General features: G+C 73.8%; 25 protein-coding genes. 17 read left to right on the top strand and 8 right to left on the bottom strand.

All coding sequences use genetic code 11. The annotated features are described in order from the left end of the window. Positions 1-711: 711 nt before the first annotated feature. A complete protein-coding gene (locus EKG83_RS40510) occupies positions 712-1134 on the bottom strand; it encodes a protein-tyrosine phosphatase family protein (protein WP_033431545.1) in 423 nt (140 codons plus the stop codon). Positions 1135-1273: 139 nt separating this feature from the next. On the opposite strand from EKG83_RS40510, the gene EKG83_RS40505 reads away from it, so the two are divergent. Further along, positions 1274-1780 carry a GNAT family N-acetyltransferase gene (locus EKG83_RS40505; RefSeq protein ID WP_033431636.1) on the top strand — a complete coding sequence of 169 codons (507 nt, stop codon included), beginning with the start codon at positions 1274-1276 and terminating at the stop codon, positions 1778-1780. Here EKG83_RS40505 and EKG83_RS40500 read toward each other — a convergent pair. After that, entirely contained in the window at positions 1761-2171 is a 411-nt protein-coding gene (locus EKG83_RS40500) for an SWIM zinc finger family protein (RefSeq protein ID WP_051765972.1), read from the bottom strand. The genes EKG83_RS40505 and EKG83_RS40500 overlap by 20 nt on opposite strands. 26 nt (positions 2172-2197) lie before the next feature. Between EKG83_RS40500 and EKG83_RS40495 the strand changes: the two genes are divergently transcribed. Next, a complete protein-coding gene (locus tag EKG83_RS40495) occupies positions 2198-2908 on the top strand; it encodes a 3-keto-5-aminohexanoate cleavage protein (protein WP_033431544.1) in 711 nt (236 codons plus the stop codon). A gap of 254 nt (positions 2909-3162) precedes the next feature. Further along, positions 3163-3801 (top strand): LysE family translocator, encoded by a 639-nt coding sequence (locus EKG83_RS40490; protein ID WP_033431543.1) that lies wholly within the window; start codon positions 3163-3165, stop codon positions 3799-3801. Positions 3802-3862: 61 nt separating this feature from the next. On the opposite strand, the gene EKG83_RS40485 is transcribed toward EKG83_RS40490, so the two are convergent. Continuing rightward, the gene (locus EKG83_RS40485) at positions 3863-4516 is read right to left on the bottom strand and encodes an ACT domain-containing protein (RefSeq protein WP_033431634.1); all 654 of its coding nucleotides are present in this window, start codon (positions 4514-4516) and stop codon (positions 3863-3865) included. Positions 4517-4725: 209 nt separating this feature from the next. Here EKG83_RS40485 and gatC point away from each other — a divergent pair, with 209 nt between their 5' ends. The 6 genes from gatC (at position 4726) to EKG83_RS40455 (ending at position 11690) form a co-directional block, all read left to right on the top strand. Continuing rightward, positions 4726-5025: an Asp-tRNA(Asn)/Glu-tRNA(Gln) amidotransferase subunit GatC gene (gene gatC, locus EKG83_RS40480; protein WP_015104569.1), complete on the top strand. Its 300-nt coding sequence runs from the start codon at positions 4726-4728 to the stop codon at positions 5023-5025. Further along, a complete protein-coding gene (gene gatA, locus EKG83_RS40475) occupies positions 5022-6536 on the top strand; it encodes an Asp-tRNA(Asn)/Glu-tRNA(Gln) amidotransferase subunit GatA (protein ID WP_033431542.1) in 1515 nt (504 codons plus the stop codon). The genes gatC and gatA overlap by 4 nt, the downstream gene beginning before the upstream one ends. Continuing rightward, entirely contained in the window at positions 6533-6724 is a 192-nt protein-coding gene (locus tag EKG83_RS40470; protein WP_033431541.1) for a hypothetical protein, read from the top strand. Before gatA ends, EKG83_RS40470 begins: the two co-directional genes overlap by 4 nt. Continuing rightward, complete coding sequence (gene gatB / locus EKG83_RS40465; RefSeq protein ID WP_033431540.1) at positions 6721-8223, top strand: Asp-tRNA(Asn)/Glu-tRNA(Gln) amidotransferase subunit GatB; 1503 nt, start codon at positions 6721-6723, stop codon at positions 8221-8223. Before EKG83_RS40470 ends, gatB begins: the two co-directional genes overlap by 4 nt. A 419-nt stretch (positions 8224-8642) precedes the next feature. Continuing rightward, positions 8643-8963: a hypothetical protein gene (locus EKG83_RS40460; protein ID WP_033431539.1), complete on the top strand. Its 321-nt coding sequence runs from the start codon at positions 8643-8645 to the stop codon at positions 8961-8963. Between the two features lie 72 nt (positions 8964-9035). Continuing rightward, complete coding sequence (locus EKG83_RS40455; protein ID WP_407690742.1) at positions 9036-11690, top strand: CHAT domain-containing protein; 2655 nt, start codon at positions 9036-9038, stop codon at positions 11688-11690. Positions 11691-11778: 88 nt separating this feature from the next. Here the strand turns inward: EKG83_RS40455 and EKG83_RS40450 are convergent, their stop codons facing one another. Together EKG83_RS40450 and EKG83_RS40445 are read right to left on the bottom strand one after the other, a co-directional pair. Then, a complete protein-coding gene (locus EKG83_RS40450) occupies positions 11779-12963 on the bottom strand; it encodes a PQQ-dependent sugar dehydrogenase (protein ID WP_033431537.1) in 1185 nt (394 codons plus the stop codon). A gap of 10 nt (positions 12964-12973) precedes the next feature. After that, complete coding sequence (locus EKG83_RS40445; protein WP_033431536.1) at positions 12974-13840, bottom strand: alpha/beta fold hydrolase; 867 nt, start codon at positions 13838-13840, stop codon at positions 12974-12976. Between the two features lie 30 nt (positions 13841-13870). Between EKG83_RS40445 and EKG83_RS40440 the strand changes: the two genes are divergently transcribed. The 3 genes from EKG83_RS40440 to EKG83_RS40430 all read left to right on the top strand — a co-directional run bounded on the left by EKG83_RS40440 (position 13871) and on the right by EKG83_RS40430 (position 15840). Further along, the gene (locus EKG83_RS40440; RefSeq protein ID WP_033431535.1) at positions 13871-14785 is read left to right on the top strand and encodes a 2-hydroxyacid dehydrogenase; all 915 of its coding nucleotides are present in this window, start codon (positions 13871-13873) and stop codon (positions 14783-14785) included. A 72-nt stretch (positions 14786-14857) separates the two neighbouring features. After that, on the top strand, positions 14858-15568 hold the full coding sequence (locus EKG83_RS40435) for a DoxX family protein (RefSeq protein ID WP_033431534.1): 711 nt from the start codon (positions 14858-14860) through the stop codon (positions 15566-15568). A 5-nt stretch (positions 15569-15573) separates the two neighbouring features. Further along, positions 15574-15840, top strand: a complete 267-nt coding sequence (locus tag EKG83_RS40430; RefSeq protein WP_033431533.1) for a hypothetical protein — start codon at positions 15574-15576, stop codon at positions 15838-15840. An 80-nt stretch (positions 15841-15920) separates the two neighbouring features. Here the strand turns inward: EKG83_RS40430 and ilvD are convergent, their stop codons facing one another. The 3 genes from ilvD to EKG83_RS40415 all read right to left on the bottom strand — a co-directional run bounded on the left by ilvD (position 15921) and on the right by EKG83_RS40415 (position 18729). Further along, positions 15921-17765 (bottom strand): dihydroxy-acid dehydratase, encoded by a 1845-nt coding sequence (ilvD, locus tag EKG83_RS40425; protein ID WP_033431532.1) that lies wholly within the window; start codon positions 17763-17765, stop codon positions 15921-15923. A gap of 83 nt (positions 17766-17848) precedes the next feature. Further along, positions 17849-18295, bottom strand: coding sequence for a vitamin K epoxide reductase family protein (locus tag EKG83_RS40420; protein WP_051765968.1), 447 nt, complete (start codon positions 18293-18295; stop codon positions 17849-17851). Then, positions 18292-18729, bottom strand: coding sequence for a PH domain-containing protein (locus tag EKG83_RS40415; RefSeq protein WP_170191849.1), 438 nt, complete (start codon positions 18727-18729; stop codon positions 18292-18294). Before EKG83_RS40415 ends, EKG83_RS40420 begins: the two co-directional genes overlap by 4 nt. Positions 18730-19047: 318 nt before the next feature. Here EKG83_RS40415 and EKG83_RS40410 point away from each other — a divergent pair, with 318 nt between their 5' ends. The 5 genes from EKG83_RS40410 (at position 19048) to serA (ending at position 24826) form a co-directional block, all read left to right on the top strand. After that, positions 19048-20889, top strand: a complete 1842-nt coding sequence (locus EKG83_RS40410) for an acetolactate synthase large subunit (protein ID WP_033431531.1) — start codon at positions 19048-19050, stop codon at positions 20887-20889. Between the two features lie 54 nt (positions 20890-20943). Continuing rightward, positions 20944-21450, top strand: coding sequence for an acetolactate synthase small subunit (ilvN, locus tag EKG83_RS40405; RefSeq protein ID WP_033431530.1), 507 nt, complete (start codon positions 20944-20946; stop codon positions 21448-21450). A 29-nt stretch (positions 21451-21479) separates the two neighbouring features. Then, positions 21480-22493 carry a ketol-acid reductoisomerase gene (ilvC, locus tag EKG83_RS40400; protein ID WP_033431529.1) on the top strand — a complete coding sequence of 338 codons (1014 nt, stop codon included), beginning with the start codon at positions 21480-21482 and terminating at the stop codon, positions 22491-22493. A gap of 68 nt (positions 22494-22561) precedes the next feature. Beyond that, positions 22562-22837, top strand: a complete 276-nt coding sequence (locus EKG83_RS40395) for a DUF397 domain-containing protein (RefSeq protein ID WP_033431528.1) — start codon at positions 22562-22564, stop codon at positions 22835-22837. 399 nt (positions 22838-23236) lie between these two features. Continuing rightward, positions 23237-24826, top strand: coding sequence for a phosphoglycerate dehydrogenase (serA, locus tag EKG83_RS40390; RefSeq protein ID WP_033431527.1), 1590 nt, complete (start codon positions 23237-23239; stop codon positions 24824-24826). The last annotated feature ends 72 nt before the right edge of the window (positions 24827-24898 follow it).

Raw genomic sequence — 24898 nt, 5'->3', positions numbered from 1 at the left:
CCCACACCACCACCCACCCCACGCCGCCGGGCACCAGCCACCCCGGCCACCCGGCGCCGCCCCGGACCGCGCCACGACGGGACGCGCCACGACGGGACGGCCGGCCCCGCCGGCCCGGTGCCGGCAGCCAACGCCGCGCTGGACACGAGCCCGGTACCAGCCCCCGCCTCAGCGCTGGAGGCCAATCCCACGCCGGGCCCCGGCCCCATGCCGAGCCCCGGCCCCATGCTGGACCCTGGCTCGGCGCTGGTTCCGGCCCGCGCTGGACCCCAGCCCGGCGCGGATGCCAGCCTGGCGCGGACCCCAGCCAACCCGCCACCCGACGCCAGCCCCGCCACCGGACGCCGGCCTGGCACGGGACGCCGGACTGGTGCCGACCCCAGCCCGGCGCCGAATGCCAAGCTGGTGGCGAATACCCAGCCCAGCGCCCGGTCTTGGTCCCGGGCCACCTGTCCGTCCGGCGCTGAGCCCTCGCCTCGGCTCGGCCCTGTGCGCCACTTCGGCTTCGCGCCACTTCGGCCCCGCGCGAACACCGCGATCTTGGTGCCCTTTTCGTCCGGAGCCGGTCCCGCGCATGGACCCCCGCGCTCGCACGGATCCCAGCACCCGCAAGAAACCTCGCGCTCGCAAGGGCCCCGCACTCGCAAGGACCCCCGCGCTCGCAAGAATTCCCGCGCCCGCAAAGACCTCCGCGCCACGGGACCGACCGGATCACCCCGGAAACCGCACCACCCACTTCTTCTGCCAGGGCGTTTCCACGGCCCGCCGGTGGTAGTGGGCTCGCGTCCAGGCCACCGCCTCCGTCGACGGCACCCCCGCCAGCACCGCCAGGCAGGCCACCACCGTGCCGGTGCGCCCGATCCCGCCCCCGCACGCCACCTCGACCCGTTCCCCCGCCGAGGCCCGCGCGTGCAAATCGCGGATCATCTCCACGGCCCGCTCCGAGTCGCGCGGCAGCCGGAAGTCCGGCCACTCGACCCACTCGTGCGGCCAGGCGAACGAGTGGGCGCGCCGCATCCGCTCCGACCCCAGGTAGAGCCCGTAGTCGGGCGTCCCCTCGGGCGCGGGGTACCTCAGACCCCGACCGCGCACCACCGCGCCGTCGGGCAGCTCGATCGCTCCGGTCAACTTCATCCCCCCATCATGGCGATCCGCAGAAGTGCGGACGCGCACCGGTTCGGCACCCACCGCCTGCTCGCCCCCTTCCAGCCGCCGCGGTCTCGACGACAAGATGACAATCGGGGGCCTGCCCAACGATGTGGAGGGGAACCAGATGGCCGACGTCGTGGTGAGGTCCGCGCGGGAAGACGAGTGGGCGGCCGCCGGGGCCGTCACGGTGGCCGCCTACCGGGCCGACCGGCACGTCGAGAGCCACACCGGCGGTTACGCCGACGTGCTGGCCGACGCGGGCACGCGGGCCCGGCAGGCGGAGCTGCTGGTGGCCGTGGACGCGGACGGCGCGGTGCTCGGCACGGTCACCATCGCCCGCCCCGGCACGCCGTACGCCGAGGTCAGCCGGCCTGGCGAGGTCGAGTTCCGGATGCTCGCGGTGGACCCGCCGGCGCGCGGGCGCGGTGTCGGCGAGGCCCTGGTGCGGGCGGCGATCGCGCGGGCCCGGGAGCTGGGCGCGCGGCGGCTGGTGATGAGCAGTTCCGAGCGCATGGTCCCCGCCCACCGCCTCTACCTGCGGATGGGGTTCCGCCGGTTGCCCGAGCGCGACTGGCACCCGGTGCCGGGCCTGGACGTGGTCGCCTACGCGTTCAGCCTCGAACTCGCATGACCTCCTCGCGCAGCGCCACGTCCCGGGCCGCCCGCTCGTACAGCAGCTCCACCAGCGTCGAGTGGTCCAGCGACGCCAACCGGTCGCGCAGCTCCGCGTCCTCGGCGTCGGGCGGCGGCACGGTCAGGCCGCGGTCGAGCAGCACCAGGCCGACCGCCACGCAGTGCTTGCAGAAGAAGCCCTGCGACCCGTAGGGGCAGGAGCAGGTGCCCGTCAGGCGGTCGTCCCGCCACGCCAGCGACACCCGGTACGGTTCCCTGCCCTCCACGACCCCGTCGACGTGCCGGGAGAGGACGGCCAGCTCCACGACGGCGTCCCGGTAGGTCAGGCCCCGCCAGTACGACTTGGCGCCCGCGTGGTGTCGGAGCAGGGCCGGGGTGAGCGTCTGCATGGCGGTATCCAACACCGTGTGGTTCGGTGGGTCCCGTGCTCCAGGCGTGTCTGAACGGCGCCCGCACCCCGGGCAGCCACCCGAACCTGCCGACCACCCCCGACCAGCTGGCCGCGGCCGCCGCCGACTGCGCCGAGCTGGGCGTGTCCTCGTTCCACCTGCACCCGCGCGACGTGCTGGGACGGGAGGTGCTGGCGGGCCCCGAGGTGGCGACCTCGGTGTCGGTGGTGCGCGCCGCCGTGCCGCGGGCGGAGATCGGCGTGACCACGGGCGCGTGGGTCGTGCCCGACCCGGTGCGGCGGGCGGAGCTGGTGCGCGGCTGGTCGGGCCTGGCGGCGGGCCGCCCCGACTTCGCGTCGGTGAACGTCCACGAGGACGGCTGGCTCGCCACCGCCGCCGCCCTGCGCGACGCGGGTGTCGGCGTGGAGCTGGGCGTGTTCCACGAGCGCGCCGCCCGCGCCCTGCTCGACCACGGCCTGCCCGACGGCACGGTCCGCGTGCTGGCCGAGGTCCAGCCGGGTGAGGGGACGGCGCACGCCGACCGGCTGCTGGAGCTGCTGGCGGGCCTGGGCGCGCCGATCCTGCTGCACGGCGAGGACGACAGCGCGTGGCCGGTGCTCGACCACGCGCTCGCGCTGGGGCTCGACACCCGCATCGGCCTGGAGGACACCCTGCTCGACCGCGACGGCGCGCCCGCCGTCGACAACGCCCGGCTGGTGGCGCAGGCCCGGCGGTGAAGGGCTCCGCGACCGCGCGGCCGGCGGCCCGAACCCGGCGCCACACCGCGCGAACGCGTGGCCGGGCCCGGCGCGACCGCGCAACTGCGTGACCCGGCCCGACCCGACCGCACGACCGCACGACCGCGCGACCGCACGACCGCACGACCGCGCGACCGCACGACCGCACGACCGCACGACCGCGCGACCGCGTGACCCGAGCCGGGCGCTAAAACCCCGCGACCCCCGGCGCACCCCGGTCTACCCTGCCCGTCATGGTGACCACCGACCGACTGCTCGCGTTCGCGGCCATGTCGCTGCTGCTGATCGTGATCCCCGGCCCCAGCGTGCTGTTCGTGGTCGGTCGGGCACTGGCGCAGGGCCGCCGCACCGCGCTGATCACCGTCCTGGGCAACACCCTCGGCGCCTACGCCCTCGTGGTGGCCGTGGCGCTGGGCGTCGGGTCGGTGGTGGAGCGCTCGGCGGTCGTGTTCACCGCGTTGAAGCTGGTCGGCGCCGCCTACCTGGTCCACCTGGGCATCAAGGCGCTGCGCGAGCGCGGTTCGCTGCGGGCCGCGTTCGACGGCGCCGACCCGGCGCGCGGCGGCCTGCGCACGCTGTGGGAGGGGTTCGCGGTCGGGGTGGCCAACCCCAAGACCATCGTGTTCTTCGCCGCCGTGCTGCCCCAGTTCGTCGACCGGGCGCAGGGGCACGTGGTGGTGCAGATGCTGCTGCTGGGGCTGGTGTTCAACGTCATCGCGGTGCTGTGCGACAGCACCTGGGGCCTGGTCGCGGCCACCGCGCGGGACTGGTTCGCCCGCTCACCGCGCCGGCTGGCCCTGGTCGGCGGCACCGGCGGGGTGGCGATGATCGGCCTGGGCGTGACCGTCGCGGTGACCGGGCGCAAGGACTGACGCGGTCTGCCCCACCCACCGGGGCCGTTCCCCGGTGAGCGGGACCGGCGACCCGCCGGACCTAGTCCGGCAGCACCACGGCCACGATCCCCGCCAGGTGCGCCAACCGCGCCACCTCGGCCGCCCGGAACATCGGCCCGCCGGGCCGCCCCACCAGCAGCACCCGGTCCGGCTTGCCCAGCGGCGTGGCGGCCAGCTCCGTCCCCAGCTCGCGCCAGGTCTCCGGCACCCACTCGTCGTCGCCGTCGAGCACGGTCGCCCGCGCCAGCGGCAGCCACGGCGGCGACGGCAGCCTGGTCTCCGGCGCCGCCGACGACGCGGTCAGCCGGTGCACCAGCGCCCCGTCCCACGACACCACCACGGCCCACCCGGCCCGGATGATCTTCGGCACGCCCTCGGTGAACACCGCCAGCCCGTGCGCGGGCTCCTCCGCGACCTCCTCGACCAGCTCCAGCTCGCGGTGGGTGTCGAGCACCCCCGCGTACGGCCGCACCGCGTCCACCTCGACGCCCTCGATGGACTCCGCCGCCGTGATCAGCACGTCCGGCAGCCGGCCGGACGGCAGCTCCACCACCAGGTCGTCGACGGCCACGCCCGCGCCGCGCTCCACCACGTCCACGCTGAGTATGTCGGCCCCGATCTCGCCGAGCGCGGAGGCGACGGCACCCAGGGTGCCGGGGTGGTCCGGGAGCTGGACCCGGATCAGGAAGGACACGGTGCACGCCTCCAAGCTGGATGGACTCGCCGGCCGCTGATTCTCGCAGACGCAGCTTCGCTTTCCGACCCACCAGTGGCGTTGCGCACCGGTAAAATCGCGCACCCACGCGCGCGAGCGCGGGTAACCCGGTACGAGGCCACCCTGACCAGCCAATAGACTCGTCAGGTCCAGAATCCGAGAAAACCAGACCCCCGGGGGTTGACGAGGTGCCCAGCATCTCCCGCGACGAGGTCGCGCACCTGGCCCGCCTGGCGAGGCTCGCCGTCACCGACGACGAGCTGGACCTGTTCGCCGGCCAGCTGGACGTGATCCTGCAGTCGGTGGCCACGGTGGGCGACATCGCCACCGCGGACATCCCGCCCACTTCGCACGCCGTTCCGCTGACCAACGTGTTCCGCGAGGACGTGGTGCGTCCCAGCCTCGGTCAGCAGCAGGCGCTCGCGGGCGCCCCCGCCGCCGAGGACGGTCGCTTCCGCGTCCCCCGCATCCTGGGTGAGGAAGCATGAGCGACTTGATCCGCAGCACCGCCGCCGAGCTGGCGGCCAAGATCGCGGCCCGCGAGGTCTCCGCGGTGGAGGTCGCGCAGGCCCACCTCGACCGGATCGGCGAGGTCGACGGCGCGGTGCACGCGTTCCTGCACGTCGACGCCGAGGGCGCGCTGGCCGCCGCCCGCAGGGTGGACGACGACGTCGCCGCCGGCCGCGAGGTCGGCCCGCTGGCGGGCGTCCCGCTGGCCCTCAAGGACGTGTTCACCACCGAGGGCGTGCCGACCACGTGCGGCTCGAAGATCCTCGAGGGGTGGGTGCCGCCCTACGACGCCACGGTCACGCGCCGCCTCAAGGAGGCCGGCGTCGTGATCCTCGGCAAGACGAACATGGACGAGTTCGCGATGGGCTCGTCGACGGAGAACTCGGCCTACGGCCCGACCCGCAACCCGTGGGACACCGACCGCATCCCCGGCGGCTCCGGCGGCGGCTCGGCGGCCGCGCTGGCCGCGTTCGAGGCACCGCTGGCCATCGGCACGGACACCGGCGGCTCGATCCGCCAGCCCGGCTCGGTCACCGGCACGGTCGGCGTGAAGCCCACCTACGGCGGCGTGTCCCGCTACGGCCTGGTGGCGTTCTCCTCCTCGCTGGACCAGGCCGGCCCGTGCGCCCGGACCGTGCTGGACGCGGCCCTGCTGCACGAGGTCGTCGCGGGCCACGACCCGCTGGACTCGACCTCGATCGACGCGCCGGTGCCGCCGGTCGTGGCGGCCGCCCGCCAGGGCGCCAACGGCGACCTGTCCGGCGTGCGCGTGGGCGTGGTCTCGCAGTTCAGCGGCGAGGGCTACCAGCCGGGCGTGCTGCACAGCTTCGAGGCGGCCGTGGCGCAGCTCAAGCAGCTGGGCGCCGAGGTCGTCGAGGTGTCGTGCCCGAGCTTCGACTACGCGCTGCCCGCGTACTACCTGATCGCGCCGAGCGAGGCGTCGTCGAACCTGGCCCGCTTCGACGCGATGCGCTACGGCCTGCGCGTGGGCGACGACGCCACCCGCAGCGCCGAGGAGGTCATGTCGCTGACCCGCGAGGCCGGCTTCGGGCCCGAGGTCAAGCGGCGCATCATGATCGGCACCTACGCCCTGTCGTCGGGCTACTACGACGCCTACTACGGGTCGGCGCAGAAGGTGCGGACGCTGATCTCGCGCGAGTTCGACAAGGCGTTCGCCACGGTGGACGTGCTGGTCTCGCCGACCACGCCGACCACCGCGTTCCGCATCGGCGAGCGCACCGGCGACCCCATGGCCATGTACAAGGCCGACCTGTGCACGATCCCCGCCAACCTGGCCGGCAACGCCGCCATGAGCGTCCCCAGCGGACTGTCCGACGAGGACGGCCTGCCGGTGGGCCTGCAGATCATGGCGCCCGCGCTGCAGGACCACCGCATGTACCGGGTGGCCGCGGCCTACGAGGTGGCGCGGGACGCGGCGGCGGGCTCGCCGCTGATCCAGGGCGTGCCGCAGTTGGCGGGTGCCCGGTGAAGAAGGCGCGCACGCTCCTCGCCCTGGTCGGTGCCGCGGGTGCCGCGACCAGCGCGTTCTCCACGCTGAAGTCGGCCCGCGGCAAGAACGACAAGCTGGCCCTGGTCAACGCGGCGGCGAGCATCCTGGTGGCCATCACCGGCGCGGCGCTGGCCGTGCGGGGCCTGCGGAAGGACGGGAAGGCATGACGTCGGTCGACGAGCTGATGGACTACGCCGAGGTCGTCGAGCGCTTCGACCCGGTGCTGGGGTTGGAGGTGCACGTCGAGCTGCACACCAACACCAAGATGTTCTGCGGGTGCGCCAACCTGTTCGGCGGCGAGCCGAACACCCACGTGTGCCCCACGTGCCTGGGCCTGCCGGGTTCGCTGCCGGTGGTCAACGGCAAGGCGGTGGAGTCGGCGATCCGCATCGGCCTGGCGCTGAACTGCGAGATCGCCCAGTGGTGCCGGTTCGCCCGGAAGAACTACTTCTACCCGGACATGCCGAAGAACTTCCAGACCTCGCAGTACGACGAGCCGATCGCCTTCAACGGCTGGCTCGACGTGGCGCTGGACGACGGCGAGGTCGTGCGGGTGGAGATCGAGCGCGCCCACATGGAGGAGGACACCGGCAAGTCGCTGCACGTCGGCGGCGCGACCGGGCGCATCCACGGCGCCGAGCACTCGCTGCTGGACTACAACCGGGCGGGCGTGCCGCTGATCGAGATCGTCACCAAGCCGATCACCGGCACCGGCGCCCGCGCGCCCGAGGTGGCGCGGGCGTACGTGACCGCGCTGCGCGACCTGCTCAAGGCGCTGGACGTGTCCGACGTCCGGATGGACCAGGGCTCGCTGCGCTGCGACGCGAACGTGTCGCTGATGGCCAGGGGCGCGACCGAGTTCGGCACCCGCACCGAGACCAAGAACGTCAACTCGCTGCGCAGCGTCGAGCGGGCCGTGCGGTTCGAGATGACCCGCCAGGCGGCCGTGCTCGCGGGCGGCGGCCGGATCGTGCAGGAGACCCGCCACTTCGACGAGTCCACCGGCAGCACCTCCTCCGGTCGCACCAAGGAGACCGCCGAGGACTACCGGTACTTCCCCGAGCCGGACCTGGTGCCCGTCGCGCCGTCGCGCGAGTGGGTGGAGGAGCTGCGCGGGACGCTGCCGGAGCTGCCCTGGGAGCGGCGCCGGCGCGTGCAGCAGGAGTGGGAGCTGACCGACGCCGAGCTGCGCGACCTGGTCAACACCGGCGCGCTGGACCTGGTGGCGGCCACGGTCGAGGCGGGCACGACCCCGGCCGAGGCCCGGTCGTGGTGGGTGTCCTACCTGCCGCAGCAGGCCAACAACCGCGGCGTGGAGCTGGCCGGGCTGGCGATCACCCCGGCGCAGGTCGCGCGGGTGGTGGCGCTGGTGAACTCCGGTGAGCTGACCAACAAGATGGCCCGCGAGGTGGTCAACGGCGTGCTCGACGGCGAGGGCGAGCCGGAGGCCGTGGTCGAGGCGCGCGGCCTGAAGGTCGTCTCCGACGACTCGGCGCTGGAGCGCGCCGTGGACGAGGCGCTGGCCGCCCAGCCGGACGTGGCCGCGAAGATCCGCGACGGCAAGGTCGCGGCGGCGGGCGCGATCGTGGGCGCGGTGATGAAGGCGACCAAGGGCCAGGCGGACGCCAAGCGCGTGCGCGAGCTGGTGATCGCGCGCTGCTCCTGAGCACGAGCGCGTGAAGGGGGCGGGACCCGCGCGGTCCCGCCCCTTTTTCGAGCACCTGTCACGTTGTGCGGCGTGGCGACCGTTCCGGGCGGACGGACACCCGGGACTGTCGCGACGCGAGTGTCGCGACCGGATTCCAGCTCGGCCGGCCCGCGCGGAGCACCCTTATTGCGGATCCAGCATGATCGCATTCTGTTAACGTATTGCTCCGATCGGGTGGTAACACCTCCGTTGGATTGCTACCAGTGCTGGTCAGGCGTGCGCAAGATCACCTCTGAAGTAGCTCATAGTGAAATTTCCCCGCAAGGCTGCGTCCATCTGTGTCAGGCTTGAGTCCATTCGGTCGGTCGGGGGGCCGCCGAAGTGATCACCAGCAGAGGACAGACCCGCAGGGGTCCGTTGCAGGGGAGGGACAACGCATGCCCGGAACCGACCCGAAGCTCGTCGCCGAGATCGACCAGGTCGAGGACGCGCTCATCGAGGACATCGAGAACCAGATCGTCGACGCCGGGACCCCGGACGTCGTCGCCGGGCCCACCGACGTCGTCGACGGGCCCGTGACCGGGGTGGTGCTCGACGCGGGCGGGATCACCCCGCCCGTCGTCGTCGAGCCGGGCGACGACCCCCTGGTCAAGCCGATGGGCGGCCCGTACAAGCCCGCGGGCGGCGACGACCCGACGACCAACGGCGGCCCGTACAAGCCGGCCGACGAGCCGGCCGCGGCCACCACCACGAACTAGCCCGCAGCCCAGGCGGGTGCCGTCGGTCCCCGACCGGCGGCACCCGCTTGCTGTGTGTGATCTGATATGAGCGTGCCTGCGCATTCGTCCGGACCGGGGAGACGCGGGACCGGTCCCGCGGCGCGGCACGGCGCGGACCCCGAACAGGCCGTCGCGCTCGCCCGGGAGCTGCACCGCAGCGCGCTGGACGCCGCGACCGCCAACCGCTACCCCTCGGCCATCCGGCAGATGCGCCGCGGCCTCACCCTCCTCGACGTCCCGGGCATCAACCCCGAGCAGCGCCTGGAGGTCCGCACCCGCCTGCTGGCCACGCTCGCGTTCTGCCTGGCCGAGACCGGCAACGTCGACGACGGCCTCACCCTGCTCGCGGGCGTGGACGCCGAGCTGACCGCCCTGCGCGACGGGACCCTGCGGACCGTGCTGTGGACCAGGGTCAACCTCAACCGCGCCACCCTGCTGTGCCGGGTCGGCCGCATGGAGGAGGGCATCGCGCGGCTCGACGACGTCGTCGCCCGGCTGGAGGGCGTGGTCGCCCGCGGCACCGACCCCGAGGTCGTCGACCTGCTCGTGCTCGCCCTGTCCAACCGGGGCAACGCGCACGGCGAGGTGTACCGCGGCGACCGGGCCATCCGCGACCTCGACCGGGCGGCCGCCCTCGCCGACGCCCACGACCTGCCGCTGCGCGCGGCCATCGCCAAGCACGCGCTGGGCAACGCCGTGCAGCGCGCGGGCGACGTGCCGGCCGCCCTGCGCCACTACCACGAGGCCAACCGCGCCTTCCAGGAGCTCGAACCCGGCCTGCTGCTGCGCCTGCGCATCGACCAGGCCGAGGCGATGATCAGCGTGGGCCTGGCCGACGAGGCGGGCCGGCTGCTCGACGAGGTGCTGCCGGAGCTGCGCCGCGAGCGCATCGGGCAGGACGTCGCCGAGGCCGAGCTGCTCCGCGCCGCCGCCGCCCTCCAGGACGGCGACCTGGTGCTGGCCAAGCGCACGGCGGGCGCCGCCCAGCGCAAGCTCGCCCGGCGCGGCAGCCCCGCGTGGGCCGCGGTGGCGGGCCTGATCGCGCTGCGCGTGGACGTGTCCCGGGCGCTGGGCGCGCCCCGGCGGCCGACCGCGGCGGTGGTGGCGCGGGCGGTGGCCCTGTCCGGGGAGCTGGCCGCGCTCAAGCTGGCCGACCAGGCCGCGTTCGCGCTGGTCCTGGCCGCCCGCCTGGAGATCCGCCGCGGTGCCGCCGACCGCGCCGCCGAGCTGCTGCGCGGCGTGCCCGAACCCCGCCGCACCACCCCGATCGACCACCGGATGCTGCTGCGGCTGTGCCGGGCGGAGCTGGCGCTGGCCCGCGGCAACCGGCGCGTCGCCCTGGCGCAGGCCAGGGCCGGGCTGGCCGAACTGGGCCGGATGCGCGACCGGCTGGGCGACCTCGAACTGGTGTCCGGCACCGCCGTGCACGGCCGTGAGCTGGGCGAACTGGCCGTGCGGCTGGTGCTGCGCGGCGGCGACTCGGCGACCGACGCCAAGCGCCTGTTCACCTGGCTGGAGCGCACCCGCGCCCAGCTCTACCGGTACGACCCGGTCGAGTCCGGTGTGGACGCCGAGCTGGCCGAGCGGATCACCGAGGTGCGGCGGCTGAGCCGGGCCCTGCTGCGCGCCCGGCTGGACGGCCTGCCCACGGCCCGGCTGGAGGTGCTGCTCCGGGCCAGTCGGCGGGCCGCCAACCAGCTCGGCTGGGGCGCGGGCCCGTGGGGCACGCCCCGACCGGTCGTCGACGCCGACGAGGTGCTGGCCCGGCTGGGCGACCGGGCGATGGTCAGCTACGCCGTCGCCGACGACGAGCTGATCGCCGTGGTGCTGGTCGACGGCCGGGTTCGGATGGTGCGCCTCGGGTCGGCCGCCGAGGCCACCGAGGGCGCGCGCCGCCTGCACGCCGACCTCAACGCCCTCGCCCCCGACCACCTCCCGCCGCCGCTGGCCGAGGTGATCTCGACCTCCGCGCGGCGCCAGGCCGACAAGCTCGACCGGGTGCTGCTGCGCCCGCTGGCACCCATGGTCGGCGACCGCGAACTGGTCGTCGTCCCCACCGGCGCGCTGCACGTGGTGCCGTGGGGCGTGCTGCCCACCTGCGCGAACCGCCCCACCGCGGCCGCGCCGTCGGCCACCGCCTGGGTGTCGGCCACCCGCGAGGACCGGGACCCGGCCAACGGGGTGGTGCTGGTGCGCGGCCCCGGGCTGCTGGCCGCGCAGGGCGAGATCGAGCGGCTGGCCGACTACCACGCCGACGCCAAGCTGCTCGGCGTCACCGAGGCGCGGGTGGGCGCGGTGCTGGAGGCCCTGGACGGCACCCGGCTCGCGCACATCGCCGCGCACGGCGAGCACGAGCCGGAGAACGCCCTGTTCTCGCGGCTGGAGCTGGTGGACGGGGCCCTGTTCGCGCACGAGGTCGGCCGGGTGCGCCGGCTGCCGCACCAGGTGGTGCTCGCCGCGTGCGAGCTGGCGCTCAACCGGGTGCGGCCCGGCGACGAGCCGCTGGGGTTCGCCGGTGCGCTGCTGGCCAGCGGCGCCCGCACGGTGATCGCCGCGTCCAGCAAGGTCGGCGACCAGCCGTCGGCGGCCGCGATGGCGGACTTCCACCGCAACCTCGCCGGTGGCGCGTCGCCCGCGGTGGCGCTGGCGGACGCGGTCGCCGCGGACCCGCTGCGCCGCCCGTTCGTGTGCCTGGGCTCGGGCTGACCCGGGCCCGCTCGACCGGGGGAACCCGCTACCGCCGCCGCGAGGTCGGGGACCCCGAACCCGATCCCGCCGCGGCTCGGGCCGCGCCTCAGTCCCGGCCGCCGTTGCCGCCGTTCGGGGGTCGGACGATGATCACCACGCGGTCGTCGCTCGACACCGGCGTCCCGCCGGGCGCCTTGTTCACCGTCCCGGCCAGCACCGTCTGGTCGTCCAGCGCCACCATCGGCCCCAGCCGCCCGAACCCGTCCTCGCCCTCCATCGACACCTCGGGCTTGCCGGTGAACGCCCCGTCCGGCCCCATCGGCAGCGTCAGCGTCCCCGGCGTCCCCGAGGTCGCCAGCCACACCACGTCGGTCATCGACGCGCACCCGGCGATCCCGGGCCGCTCGGGCCACGACCAGGCCGGCGCGCCCAGCGGCTTGCCCGCCTCGACCCGGTACAGCACGTCGGCCGACGCGCCGGCGTCGGTCACCCAGGTCTTCGACCCGTCGCCCGACACGCACAGCCCGCCCGGCGACCGCAGCCCGCTCGCCAGCACCCGCGACCCCGCCGTCGGGTTGCCGCGCGCCGGCTGGCCGGTCCCGTCGATCCGCAGCACCTTCCCGGCCAGCGAGTTCGGGTCGGCGGCCAGCGCCGGGTTCCCCGCGTCGCCGGTGGCCACCAGCAGCGCGCCGGTGGCGTCGTAGGCGAGCACGCCCCGGTTGCCCGACGGCCCCTTCGGGATGCCCGTCAGCACCGGTTTCGGCACGTCGCCGGGCGCGACGCGCATCACCCGGTTGTCCGTCGCCGTGGTCACGTAGGCGTAGACCAACTGGTCCTCGGCGTAGGTGGGCGACAGCGTCAACCCGGTCAGCCCGCCGTCCGAGGTCGCGTCGACCTCGAACCCGGCCACCACGACCGGGTCGACGTCCTTGGTCACCCGCAGCAGCCTGCCGGTGGTCCGCTCGGTGGCCAGCGCGGTCACCACGCCGGTGGACTGGTTCACGTCCACCAGCGCCACCCCGGACACCGGTTCGAGGCACGTCGCGACCACGGCCGGGTTGAAGTCCTTGCACCCCTCCGGCGGCGGCACCGGCGTCTGCGACTGCCCGGGCTGCTGGCCCTGCGGGCTGCGGGGCAGTTCGCCGGGCAGCTCGGGCCGCGGGCCCGCCTGCGGCGTCAGCTGCTGGGCCGCGCTCCACTCGGCCGGCGCGGGCTGGTCGGGGAAGCTCGCGCAGCCGGCGGCCAGCAGGCCCAGGGCCGACCCGATCAGCACTCCACGCAGTCGAGACACGGCACCCAGGTTAGGCGCGCGGTCGTGAACGCGGGGTGAGCGGCACCTCCACGCCGTGCACCGCCCGGTGCACCGCGGCCGCCCGGTCGAGCAGCAGCTCCAGCTCCTCGACCACCACGCCGGGGTCCTCCAGCGGCAGGAAGTGCGTGTTCGGCAGCAGCCGCACCCTGGCCTGCGGCAGCGCGGAGACCGGGCCGAGCACGCCGTCCGGGCGCGCCAGCGGGTCGTACCGCCCGGCCAGCACGGTGGTGGGGCACGTCACGCCGCTCAGGTCCAGCCGGGGCGCGCGGGCCAGGGCCAGCGCCAGGGTGAAGTACCAGCGCCAGTCGTGCCGCAGGAAGTGCCGCAGCGCGGCCACGGCCGGGTTGGGCAGGTTCGGCACCGGCACCCGGTGCAGCACGCCGTCCAGCAGCGGCCCGGCCAGCCGCAGCGCGGTCGTCCCCGACACGCCCAGCAGGCGCCGCAGCGCGGGCGGCACGAAGGCGGGGCCGGCCGAGCCGGTGAACGCGTCGCCGGGCACGCCCGCGACCAGCATCAGCCCGTCGACCCGCTCGGGGTGGCGCAGCGCCAGCTCGGCGGCGACCGTCACGCCCAGCGACCACCCCACCACCACGCACCGCTCGACCCCGCCGTCGTCGAGCACGGCCAGCGCGTCGGCGACGTGGTCGGCCGGGGTCACCCGGGACTCGTCGTCGGGGCGCGCCGAGGCGGCCGTGCCGCGGTGGTACCAGCCGTGCACGCGGGCCGACGGGCACGCCGGCCACTCGCCGGGAGCGGCGCCGAGGCCGTGGCACAGCAGCACGTCGGGGCCCGCGGTGTCGGTGCGCCACAACCTGATCCGCGTGCCGTCGGCGGAGAAGACGTCGTGCTCCCGCATGGCGGCAAGTGTGCCGTAACGTGCCGCCCCGTGACGCTTACCGTGCTGGTCCCCGACGACCTGGGGGTGCGCGTGCTGTCCGGGGTGGCGGGTGTCCGCCCCGTCCGCTACGAGCCGGGCGCGCCGCTGCCCGCCGAGGCCGCGCACGCCGAGGTCCTGGTGCCGAAGTTCCTGCACAGCACCGACCCGACCGAGGTGTTCGCCCAGCTGCCCGCGCTGAAGCTGGTGCAGCTGATGTCGGCGGGCGCGGAGCGGTTCGTCGGCGTGGTGCCCGACGGGGTGCTGCTGTCGACGTGCCGCGGCGCGCACGGCGGCAGCACGGCGGAGTGGGCGATCGGGGCGCTGCTGGCGATCTACCGGGACTTCCCGGTGTTCGAGCGGGCCAGGCAGGAGCGCCGCTGGGACTACCACAAGACCGACACGCTCCAGGACAAGCGGGTGCTCGTGGTCGGCGCGGGCGACCTGGGCGAGCAGTTCCGGCGGCGGCTGGAGCCGTTCGGCGCCACCGCGACCATGGTGGGCCGCACCGCGCGGCCGGGCGTGCACGGCGTGGACGAGCTGCCCGACCTGCTCGGCGGGTTCGACGCGGTGCTGGTGGTGGTGCCGCTGACCGCCGAGACCACCCGGATGGTGGACGCGAAGTTCCTGGCCCGGATGCCCGACGGCGCGATCCTGGTCAACGCCGCGCGCGGGCCCGTGGTGGACACCGACGCGCTGGTCGCGGAGCTGCGGTCGGGCCGGCTGCGGGCGGCGCTGGACGTCACCGACCCCGAGCCGCTGCCCGCGGACCACCCGCTGTGGTCGGTGCCGGGGCTGTTCCTGACCCCCCACGTGGCGGGCACCTGTACGGGGAACACCGAGCGCGCCTACGCGGTCGTGGCCGCCGAGGTGGCGCGGTTCGCCCGCGGTGAGCAGCCGGTCAACCTGGTCAGGGGAGATTACTAGGCCGTTCGGGTGCAACCGCGCTGCGGAACGGACGCTCGCGGTGGTCGGCCGAACCTCCTAACGTGCGGGTGCGTGGCTACTCACGACGACCGCTCCGGTGCTTCGGGCGGCTACTCCGACGAAGGGTCCTACCCGGCCGGGGGAGCGCACCACTTCGACGACGGCACCACCCGGTCGTACGGGCGGAGCGCCTTCGACCGGGACTCCCAGACCTTCGACACGACCGGGTTCACGCCGGTCGCGGAGGTCGGGGAGCCCGCGCGCTACGACGACGAGGACGAGCGCAGGCCGTTCGGGTGGACCGGCAGCGCCGACCTCGGGCTGTTCGCGCTGCGCCTGGCGCTGGGCGGCGCGTTCGTCGTGCACGGCCTCCAGAAGGTGTTCGGCCTGCTCGGCGGGCCTGGCATCGACGGGTTCGAGCGGTACCTCCAGGCGGCCGGGTTCCGGGAGGCGCGCATCCTGGCGTGGGTCACCGGGGTCACCGAGCTGGCCGGTGGCGGCCTGCTGGTCCTGGGCCTGTTCACGCCGCTGGCGGCGGCCGGGGTGCTGGGCGTGATGGCGAACGTCGTCGCGCTCAAGTACCGGGGCGGGTTCTTCGCGCCCGAGGGCGTGGAGCTGGAGGTGGCGTACGGGGCGATGGCGCTCGGGCTGCTGTTCGCCGGACCGGGCCGGGCGTCGCTGGACTACAACCGGAGCTGGTTCCGCCACCCGCTGATGGCGGGCTTCCTGTGCCTGCTGCTGGCGGCGGGCGCCACCACGGCGACGCTCTACGTGTTCCGCTGACCCGGGTGGGCACCGGGGCGGGCGGCGTGAACCGGCGCGTGGTCGCGGCGGCGGCGCAGCTCGCGCTGCTCGTGGTCGGCATCCCGGTCGTCTACCTGGTCGCGTTCCCGTTCCGGCCGACCGCCCAGTCGCTGCTGCCGCCCCTGGGCCTGCTGGCCGCCCTGGTCGTGGGCGGCCTGCTCGCCCGGCGCGACCGCGACCCGCTGACCGGCGCCGCCGCGAGCTGGCTGGTGTTCGCCGCGGCCGTGGGTGCGGCCCTGGCGGTCGGCTGAAGAGGCCGGCTGAAGCGGTCGGCAGAAGAAGAAAGCCGGCCGGTGCGGACACCGGCCGGCCCCCCTCGTCGAGCGAGCCCCTACTTGTTCACGTCGCGCACCGCGCCCATGGAGGCGTCGGTGGCCATCCGGGCGTACGCGCGCAGCGCCGCGGTCACCGGCCGCACCCGGTCGACCGGCTGCCACGGCCGCTCCGAGGCGTCCATCTTGGCCCGCCGCTCGGCCAGCACGGCGTCGTCGACCAGCAGCTCCAGCCGCCGCTCGTGCACGTCGATCAGGATGCGGTCGCCGTCCTCGACCAGGCCGATCACGCCGCCGCCCGCCGCCTCCGGCGAGACGTGCCCGATGGACAGGCCGGACGTGCCGCCGGAGAACCGGCCGTCGGTGATCAGGGCGCACTTCTTGCCCAGGCCGGCGCCCTTGAGGAACGCGGTCGGGTGCAGCATCTCCTGCATGCCAGGCCCGCCCGCGGGGCCCTCGTAGCGGACCACGAGCACGTCACCCGGCTGGATCTGCTTCGTGAGGATGACCGAGACGGCCTCCTCCTGGGACTCGACCACGCGGGCCGGGCCCTCGAACCGCCACAGGTCCTCGTCGACGCCCGCGGCCTTGATGATCGCGCCGCGCTCGGCCAGGTTGCCGCGCAGCACGGCCAGGCCGCCGTCCCGGGTGTAGGCGTGCTCGACGTCCCGGATGCACCCGGACGCCGCGTCCGTGTCCAGCCTGGACCAGCGGTTCTCCGTGGAGAACGCCTTCGTGGTGCGCACGCCGCCGGGCGCGGCGTGGAACAGCTCGACCGCCTCGGGCGCCGGGTCGGCGGCGCGGACGTCCCACTTCGACAGCCACGACGCCAGGTCCGGGCTGTGCACGGTGCGCACGTCCTCGTTGAGCAGGCCGCCCCGCCACAGCTCGCCCAGCAGGGCCGGGATGCCGCCGGCCCGGTGGACGTCCTCCATGTGGTAGTCCGAGTTCGGCGACACCTTCGACAGGCACGGCACCCGCCGGCTCAGCGCGTCGATGTCGGCCAGGGTGAAGTCGACCTCGCCCTCCTGCGCGGCGGCGAGGATGTGCAGCACGGTGTTGGTGGAGCCGCCCATCGCCATGTCCAGCGCCATGGCGTTCTCGAACGCCGCGCGGTTGGCGATCGAGCGCGGCAGCACCGACTCGTCGTCCTGCTCGTAGTAGCGCCGGCACAGCTCCACCACGGTGCGGCCGGCCTCGGCGAACAGCTCCCGGCGGGCGGCGTGCGTGGCCAGCGTCGAGCCGTTGCCCGGCAGCGCCAGGCCCAGCGCCTCGGTGAGGCAGTTCATCGAGTTCGCGGTGAACATGCCCGAGCACGAACCGCAGGTCGGGCACGCCGACCGCTCCACCTCGGCCAGGCCGGCCTCGTCCACGTCCGGCGAGGCCGACGCGGCGATCGCGGTGATCAGGTCGGTCGGCGCGACGGCCACGCCGTCCACCACGACCGCCTTGCCCGCCTCCATCGGCCCGCCGGAGACGAACACGACCGGGATGTTGAGCCGCATCGCGGCGTTGAGCATGCCCGGGGTGATCTTGTCGCAGTTGGAGATGCACACGATCGCGTCGGCCTGGTGCGCGTTGACCATGTACTCGACCGAGTCGGCGATGATCTCGCGAGAGGGCAGCGAGTAGAGCATGCCGCCGTGCCCCATGGCGATGCCGTCGTCGACCGCGATGGTGTGGAACTCGCGCGGCACGCCGCCCGCCTCGCGCACCGCCTCGGCCACGATGTCCCCGAGGTCGCGCAGGTGCACGTGACCCGGCACGAACTGGGTGTAGGAGTTGGCGATGGCCACGATGGGCTTGCCGAAGTCCGAGTCGGTCATGCCGGTCGCGCGCCACAGCGCGCGGGCACCCGCGGCGTTGCGGCCGTGGGTCGTGGTGCGGGAACGGAGCGGTGGCACGGCTCCTCCAGGGAAGTCTGCGTGAAGAAGGCTGTTCGCGAGCGGCGCGCGGGGGTGGGCGCGCGAGAGGTGGCAGCGGTGCCTTAGAGGCTACTCCGCCGCAGGGCGCCGGTGACCAGCACGCCCGCGAGGGCCAGTGTGATGACGTGCACGGCGGTGCACCACAGGCACACCTTCCCGATCAGCAGGAACTCGGCCGCGACGAGGTAGACCACGAACAGCACGCCCACGCCGGCCGCGGCCAGCCGCGCCCAGTGCAGCGCCTCGACCCGCCACGCGAACGGCAGGGTCGCCACCACGAGGAACGCGAAGAACGCCAGCCCCAGCACCGCGACCGGGATGCCCAGCAGCTCGGACTGCTCGCTGGTGGTGACGGTGCCGCAGTCGATCACCTCGCCCTCGGCGCACAGCAGCGCGCCGCGCCGGAAGTGGGTGACGGTGAGGTAGGTCGAGACGGCCAGGCCGGCCAGGGACAGCACGAGGCTGGTCAACGGCACCCAGCCCGGTGCCCGGGTGGTGTTCGAACTCACTCCCCGGACTCTACGGGCGGCGGCGTTGCGTCCGGGTCAGGCGCGTCGGCCGCGCCCTCCTCGGCGGGCGCGCTCGGGTCGGGCACCCGACCGCCGCTGACCGCCGCCAACGTCGGCAGGTGACCGGCCCGGACGGCGGGCAGCCGGACGAGGGAGTCGTCCCCGAGCACCGCCGACAACCACCCCTTCGGGTCAACCTTGATCGCCTTCACCTCGGCCCACGGCACCGCGCGCGTGCCGAACGTGCTCCGCGCCACCAGCCGCTCACCGTCCACCGTGGTCCGGTTGCGCACCACCCACACCGCGAACCCCAGGGGGAGCAGGTAGAGGGCCTGCAGGCCGGGCGCGGCCCACGCCACGGGCGTCACGCAGATGGCGGTCAGGCCGGCGGCGAGCAGGGCTGGAGTGGGGATGCGGAACACGGCTCTCGGCACGTCCCGAATGGTCGCACCCGCCGTCCGGGGGCCGGTCGCGACCCCGTCCGGCGGCCCGCGGCCACCCCGTCCGGAGGTGGTCGCGCGCCCGACCGGCTTCCACGATCCGGGAGTGCCGTCCCGCACAGTTGACGCTTCCCGCCCTTGACGGTTAACGTCACCGGCATGCAGCGCAACCTCGTTCTCGTACTTCCCAGGCGCGTCGACGCCTAGGCAGCTCGAGCTTGCGTCGACGCGCGACCCTCGTCCTACCCGTCCGGGTTGGCGAGGGTTTTTTCGTGCCCGGACCGTGCACCCCCCTTACCGACGAGGCAGAAGATGACCAGCGCAACCTCGCGACCGGCTCCCGGCGAGCCGCCGTCGCCCCGCCCTGGACCCCGGCCGAAACCGGCCCCGCCGACTGGCGCCCCGATCCGCGTGACCGGTGCCCAGTCGCTCGTCCGCTCCCTCGAAGCGGTGGGCTGCGAGGTGGTCTTCGGCATCCCCGGCGGCACCATCCTGCCTGCTTACGACCCCCTGCTGGACTCCACCAAGGTCCGCCACGTGCTGGTCCGCCACGAGCAGGGCGCCGGCCACGCGGCCACCGGCTACGCCCAGGCCACCGGCAAGGTCGGCGTGTGCATGGCCACCTCCGGCCCCGGCGCGACGAACCTGGTCACCCCGCTCGCGGACGCCAACATGGACTCCGTCCCGGTGGTCGCCATCACCGGGCAGCAGTCCCGCCCGCTGATCGGCACCGACGCGTTCCAGGAAGCCGACATCTGCGGCATCACCATGCCGATCACCAAGCACAACTTCCTGGTCACCGACGCCGCGGACATCCCGCGCGCGGTGGCCGAGGCGTTCCACCTGGCGGCCACCGGCCGGCCCGGCCCCGTCCTGGTGGACATCCCCAAGGACGTGCTCCAGGAGATGACCTCGTTCTCCTGGCCGCCGGAGCTGCGCCTGCCCGGCTACCGGCCGACGACCCGCCCGCACGGCAAGCAGGTGCGCGAGGCCGCGAAGCTGATCGCCGCGGCGCGCCGGCCCGTCCTCTACGTCGGCGGCGGCGTGATCAAGGCCGGGGCGTCCGCGGAGCTGCGCGAGCTGGCCGAGAGCACCGGCATCCCGGTGGTCACCACGCTGATGGCGCGCGGCGCGTTCCCCGACTCCCACCCCCAGCACCTGGGCATGCCCGGCATGCACGGCACGGTCGCCGCGGTCGCCGCGATGCAGAAGGCCGACCTGCTGGTGGCGCTGGGCGCCCGGTTCGACGACCGGGTCACCGGGCAGCTGTCCACGTTCGCGCCGGACGCGCAGGTCGTGCACGCCGACATCGACCCGGCCGAGATCTCCAAGAACCGCCGCGCGGACGTGCCGATCGTCGGCGACTGCAAGGACATCATCAGCGAGCTGGTCGAGGCCGTCCGCGCCGAGCAGGAGAACGCCGCGCGCGTGGTCGACCTCACCCCGTGGTGGGACCAGCTGAACTCGTGGCGCGAGACGTTCCCGCTGGGCTACGACTGGCCCGAGGACGGCACGCTGTCCCCGCAGTACGTGATCGAGCGGATCGGCGCGCTGACCCCGGCCGACACGCTGTTCACCGCGGGCGTCGGCCAGCACCAGATGTGGGCCGCGCAGTTCGTCAAGTACGAGTCGCCGCGCACCTGGATCAACTCCGGCGGCCTGGGCACGATGGGCTTCGCGGTGCCCGCCGCGATGGGCGCCAAGGCGGGCGTGCCCGACGTCCAGGTGTGGGCCATCGACGGCGACGGCTGCTTCCAGATGACCAACCAGGAGCTGGCCACCTGCGCCATCGAGGGCCTGCCGATCAAGGTCGCCGTGATCAACAACGGCAACCTGGGCATGGTCCGCCAGTGGCAGACCCTGTTCTACGGCGAGCGCTACTCCAACACCGACCTGGGCACGCACAAGCACCGCATCCCCGACTTCAAGATGCTGGCCGAGGCGATGGGCTGCGCCGGGCTGCGGGCCGAGTCGAAGGAGGAGGTCGACGCGGTCATCCAGCAGGCCATGGAGATCAACGACCGGCCGGTCGTCATCGACTTCGTGGTCGGCAAGGACGCCCAGGTGTGGCCCATGGTCGCGGCCGGCACCGGCAACAGCGAGATCATGGCCGCCCGCGGCATCCGCCCGCTGTTCGACGAAGACGATGTGTAGCGCCCGCCTGCCGGGTGGGGACCGCAACGACGAAGACGACGTCTAGGACTGATGATGACGAAGCACACCCTGAGCGTTCTGGTCGAGGACAAGCCCGGCGTCCTCGCCCGCGTGGCGGGCCTGTTCTCGCGGCGCGGCTTCAACATCGAGTCGCTGGCCGTCGGCCGCACCGAGCACCCCGACATCTCCCGGATGACCATCGTGGTCTCGGTCGACGAGCTGCCGCTGGAGCAGGTCACCAAGCAGCTCAACAAGCTCATCAACGTCATCAAGATCGTCGAGCTGGAGCCGGCGGCCTCGGTGCAGCGGCAGCTCCTGCTCGTCAAGGTGCGCGCCGACGCCACGGTGCGCAGCCAGGTCCTGGAGACGGTGCAGCTGTTCCGCGCGAAGGTCGTCGACGTCTCGCCCGAGGCGGTCACCGTCGAAGCCACCGGCACGTCTGAAAAACTCGACGCGCTGCTGCGGATGCTGGAGCCGTACGGCCTCCGGGAGATCGTCCAGTCCGGCATGGTCGCCATCGGCCGTGGCGCCCGCTCCATCACCGCGACCGCGGTGCGCTAGTCCACCCGTTTGAAAGGGAGTACCAACCAGTGAGCGTCGAGATCTTCTACGACGACGATGCCGACCTGAGCATCATCCAGGGGCGCAAGGTCGCGGTCATCGGCTACGGCAGCCAGGGGCACGCGCACGCGCTGAGCCTGCGCGACTCGGGCGTCGACGTGCGGATCGGCCTGCGCGAGGGCTCGAAGTCCGCGGCCAAGGCCGAGGAGGAGGGCCTGCGGGTCCTGAGCAACGCCGAGGCCGCCGCCGAGGCCGACGTGATCATGATCCTGGCGCCGGACACCGCGCAGCGGCACATCTACGCGCAGGACGTGGCGCCCAACCTGAAGGACGGCGACGCGCTGTTCTTCGGCCACGGCTTCAACATCCGCTACGGCCTGATCGAGGCGCCGTCCAACGTGGACGTGGCCATGGTCGCGCCCAAGGGCCCGGGCCACCTGGTGCGGCGGCAGTTCGTCGACGGCAAGGGCGTGCCCGCCCTGATCGCGGTCGAGCAGGACGCGACCGGCAACGCCCAGGCGCTCGCGCTGTCCTACGCCAAGGGCATCGGCGGCACCCGGGCGGGCGTCATCAAGACGACGTTCAAGGAGGAGACCGAGACCGACCTGTTCGGTGAGCAGGCGGTGCTCTGCGGTGGCGCGTCCGCGCTGGTGCAGGCCGGTTTCGAGGTGCTGACCGAGGCGGGCTACGCGCCCGAGGTGGCCTACTTCGAGTGCCTGCACGAGCTGAAGCTCATCGTGGACCTGATGTACGAGGGCGGCATCGCCCGCATGCGCTACTCGATCTCCGACACCGCCGAGTACGGCGACCTGACCCGCGGCCCGCGCGTGGTCACGCCCGCGGTGAAGGAGGAGATGCGCAAGATCCTGGGCGAGATCCAGGACGGCACGTTCGCCACCGAGTGGGTGAACGAGGACGACGCCGGCCGCGGCAACTACCGCAAGTTGCAGCAGGAGGGCGAGCAGCACCCGATCGAGGAGGTCGGCAAGAAGCTGCGCGGCCTCATGTCGTGGGTCGACCGCCCCATCACCGAAACGGCCTAACACCTGCGGTTTTGCCCGGCGGCCCGCGGTGTTCCCGGACACCGCGGGCTCCGGTATACCTAAGCGGCATGACCGACAGCGCGCCCATATACGACGACAAGGCCCACGTCCGGGGCAACCTCGACCTCTCGACCGCCGAGTGGATCCGCAACGACGAAGGCGCGGAAGAGGAAGAGGAGCACGTCGAGATCGCGTTCGTCGAGCACACCGACGGCGTCACCTACACCGCGATGCGCAACTCCGCGCACCCCGAGGGCCCCGTCCTCGTCTTCACCCCCGCCGAGTGGGAGGCGTTCATCCTCGGCGTGAAGGACGGCGAGTTCGACGAACCCTGGAACGACTGACCCGCACACCGAACGCACAACTCACCGGTCCCAAGCGCATGACACGCCGGTCCCGAGCGCATGACTCGCGGGTCTTGAGCGCATGACTCGCCGGTGAAAAAGTGCTTTTCGGGCGTGTCATGCGTTCAGACCCCGCGTGTCATGCGTTCAGGTCTCGCGTGTCATGCGTTCAGGACCCCCGAGTTCTGCGTTCGGCCACCTCGGGGGTGAGGGGTCCGAATGGGACGCGCGTACCGCGTTCCAGCAGGTGAAACGGGGCACCCGCCGTTCTTGCCGGGGCGGGAGCCGGCTATGCTCGTTAACAACCCGGACACATTGCCGTGGCCGGCCGGCGCGGGTGACGACCTGCAACGACGGCCCCGCGCTCCCCACCCGACCAGACCGCTGGGAGCGACGTCCGTGACCAAGCCCGTTGTCCTGATCGCCGAGAAGCTCGCACCGTCCGTTCTCGACGTCTTCGGCGAAGACATCGAGGTGCGCCACGTCGACGGCACCGACCGTCCCGCGCTGCTCGAAGCCGTCGCCGACGCCGACGCCCTGCTGGTCCGCTCCGCCACCAAGGTGGACGCCGAGGTCTTCAAGGCGAGCACCCGGCTCAAGGTCGTCGCCCGCGCGGGCGTGGGCCTGGACAACGTCGAGGTGCCCGCCGCCACCGAGCGCGGCGTGATGGTGGTCAACGCGCCGACCTCCAACATCGTCAGCGCCGCCGAGCACGCGGTCGCCCTGCTGCTGGCCACGGCCCGCCAGATCCCCTTCGCGCACGCCACGCTCCAGGACCACCAGTGGAAGCGCAGCAAGTTCAACGGCGTCGAGGTCAACGGCAAGACCGTCGGCGTCGTCGGCCTGGGCAAGATCGGCCAGCTGTTCGCCGCCCGCATCGCCGCCTTCGGCACCACGCTGATCGCCTACGACCCGTACGTGAGCGCCGCCCGCGCCGCGCAGCTGGGCATCGAGCTGGTCACCCTGGAGGAGCTGCTGGAGCGCTCCGACTTCATCTCGATCCACCTGCCCAAGACCCCGGAGACCAAGGGCCTGATCGGCGCCGAGCAGCTGGCCAAGGCCAAGCGCGGCGTCATCATCGTCAACGCCGCCCGCGGCGGCCTGGTCGACGAGGAGGCGCTGGCCGAGGCGGTCAAGGAGGGCCAGGTCGGCGGCGCCGGCATCGACGTGTTCTCCACCGAGCCCACCACGGAGAGCCCGCTGTTCGGCCTGCCCAACGTGGTCGTCACCCCGCACCTGGGCGCGTCCACCACCGAGGCGCAGGACCGCGCGGGCACGGACGTGGCCCGGTCGGTGCTGCTCGCCCTGGCCGGCGACTTCGTGCCGGACGCGGTGAACGTGCAGGGCGGCGGCGTGGTCGGCGAGGAGGTCCGCCCGTACCTGCCGCTGGTGCAGAAGCTCGGCGCGGTCGTCGCGGCGCTGTCGGCCAAGGCCCCGACCGGCGTCACGGTCGAGGTGCGCGGCGAGCTGTCCAACGAGGACGTCGCGGTGCTGCCGCTGGCCGCGCTGCGCGGCGTGTTCTCCAGCGTGGTCGAGGAGCAGGTCACCTTCGTCAACGCGCCGGCGCTGGCCAGCTCGCTGGGCGTGCAGGTCGACCTGGTCAAGGAGCCGGAGAGCGCCAACCACCGCAGCCTGGTCACCGTGCGCGCGGTGCAGGCCGACGGCGCGGTCATCACCGTCTCGGGCACGCTGACCGGCCTCGACCAGGTGCAGAAGCTGGTCGGCATCAACGGCCGCGGCTTCGACCTGCGCACCGAGGGCAACGTGCTGCTGCTGGAGTACCCGGACCGCCCGGGCGTGATGGGCACGGTCGGCACCCTGCTCGGCGAGGCGGGCGTGAACGTCGAGGCCGCGCAGATCAGCCAGACCAAGGACGGCCAGGACGCGTTCATGCTGCTGCGCGTGGACCGCCCGGTGGACACCGCCGTGCTGGACCCGATCGGCGCGGCCGTCGGCGCCCGCACGGTGCGCTCGGTCAACTTCGACTGACCCGAAAGGGGGACATCCCCCGGAACGGGCTAACGCCGCCGGAACCTGGTGACGGATATCGTCGCAGGTACC

The organism is Saccharothrix syringae, from assembly GCF_009498035.1.
Lineage (GTDB): Bacteria > Actinomycetota > Actinomycetes > Mycobacteriales > Pseudonocardiaceae > Actinosynnema > Actinosynnema syringae.
This window is presented reverse-complemented; position numbering and strand designations above follow the sequence as displayed.

Bases quoted from the DNA above. Each gene is read 5' to 3' on its own strand.
- EKG83_RS40500 (WP_051765972.1), bottom strand. From the start codon at position 2,171: ATGCAGACGCTCACCCCGGCCCTGCTCCGACACCACGCGGGCGCCAAG.
- gatB (WP_033431540.1), top strand. From the start codon at position 6,721: ATGACGTCGGTCGACGAGCTGATGGACTACGCCGAGGTCGTCGAGCGC.
- ilvN (WP_033431530.1), top strand. From the start codon at position 20,944: ATGACGAAGCACACCCTGAGCGTTCTGGTCGAGGACAAGCCCGGCGTC.
- gatA (WP_033431542.1), top strand. From the start codon at position 5,022: ATGAGCGACTTGATCCGCAGCACCGCCGCCGAGCTGGCGGCCAAGATC.
- EKG83_RS40410 (WP_033431531.1), top strand. From the start codon at position 19,048: ATGACCAGCGCAACCTCGCGACCGGCTCCCGGCGAGCCGCCGTCGCCC.
- EKG83_RS40490 (WP_033431543.1), top strand. From the start codon at position 3,163: ATGGTGACCACCGACCGACTGCTCGCGTTCGCGGCCATGTCGCTGCTG.
- EKG83_RS40510 (WP_033431545.1), bottom strand. From the start codon at position 1,134: ATGAAGTTGACCGGAGCGATCGAGCTGCCCGACGGCGCGGTGGTGCGC.
- EKG83_RS40460 (WP_033431539.1), top strand. From the start codon at position 8,643: ATGCCCGGAACCGACCCGAAGCTCGTCGCCGAGATCGACCAGGTCGAG.
- EKG83_RS40445 (WP_033431536.1), bottom strand. From the start codon at position 13,840: ATGCGGGAGCACGACGTCTTCTCCGCCGACGGCACGCGGATCAGGTTG.
- EKG83_RS40395 (WP_033431528.1), top strand. From the start codon at position 22,562: ATGACCGACAGCGCGCCCATATACGACGACAAGGCCCACGTCCGGGGC.
- EKG83_RS40505 (WP_033431636.1), top strand. From the start codon at position 1,274: ATGGCCGACGTCGTGGTGAGGTCCGCGCGGGAAGACGAGTGGGCGGCC.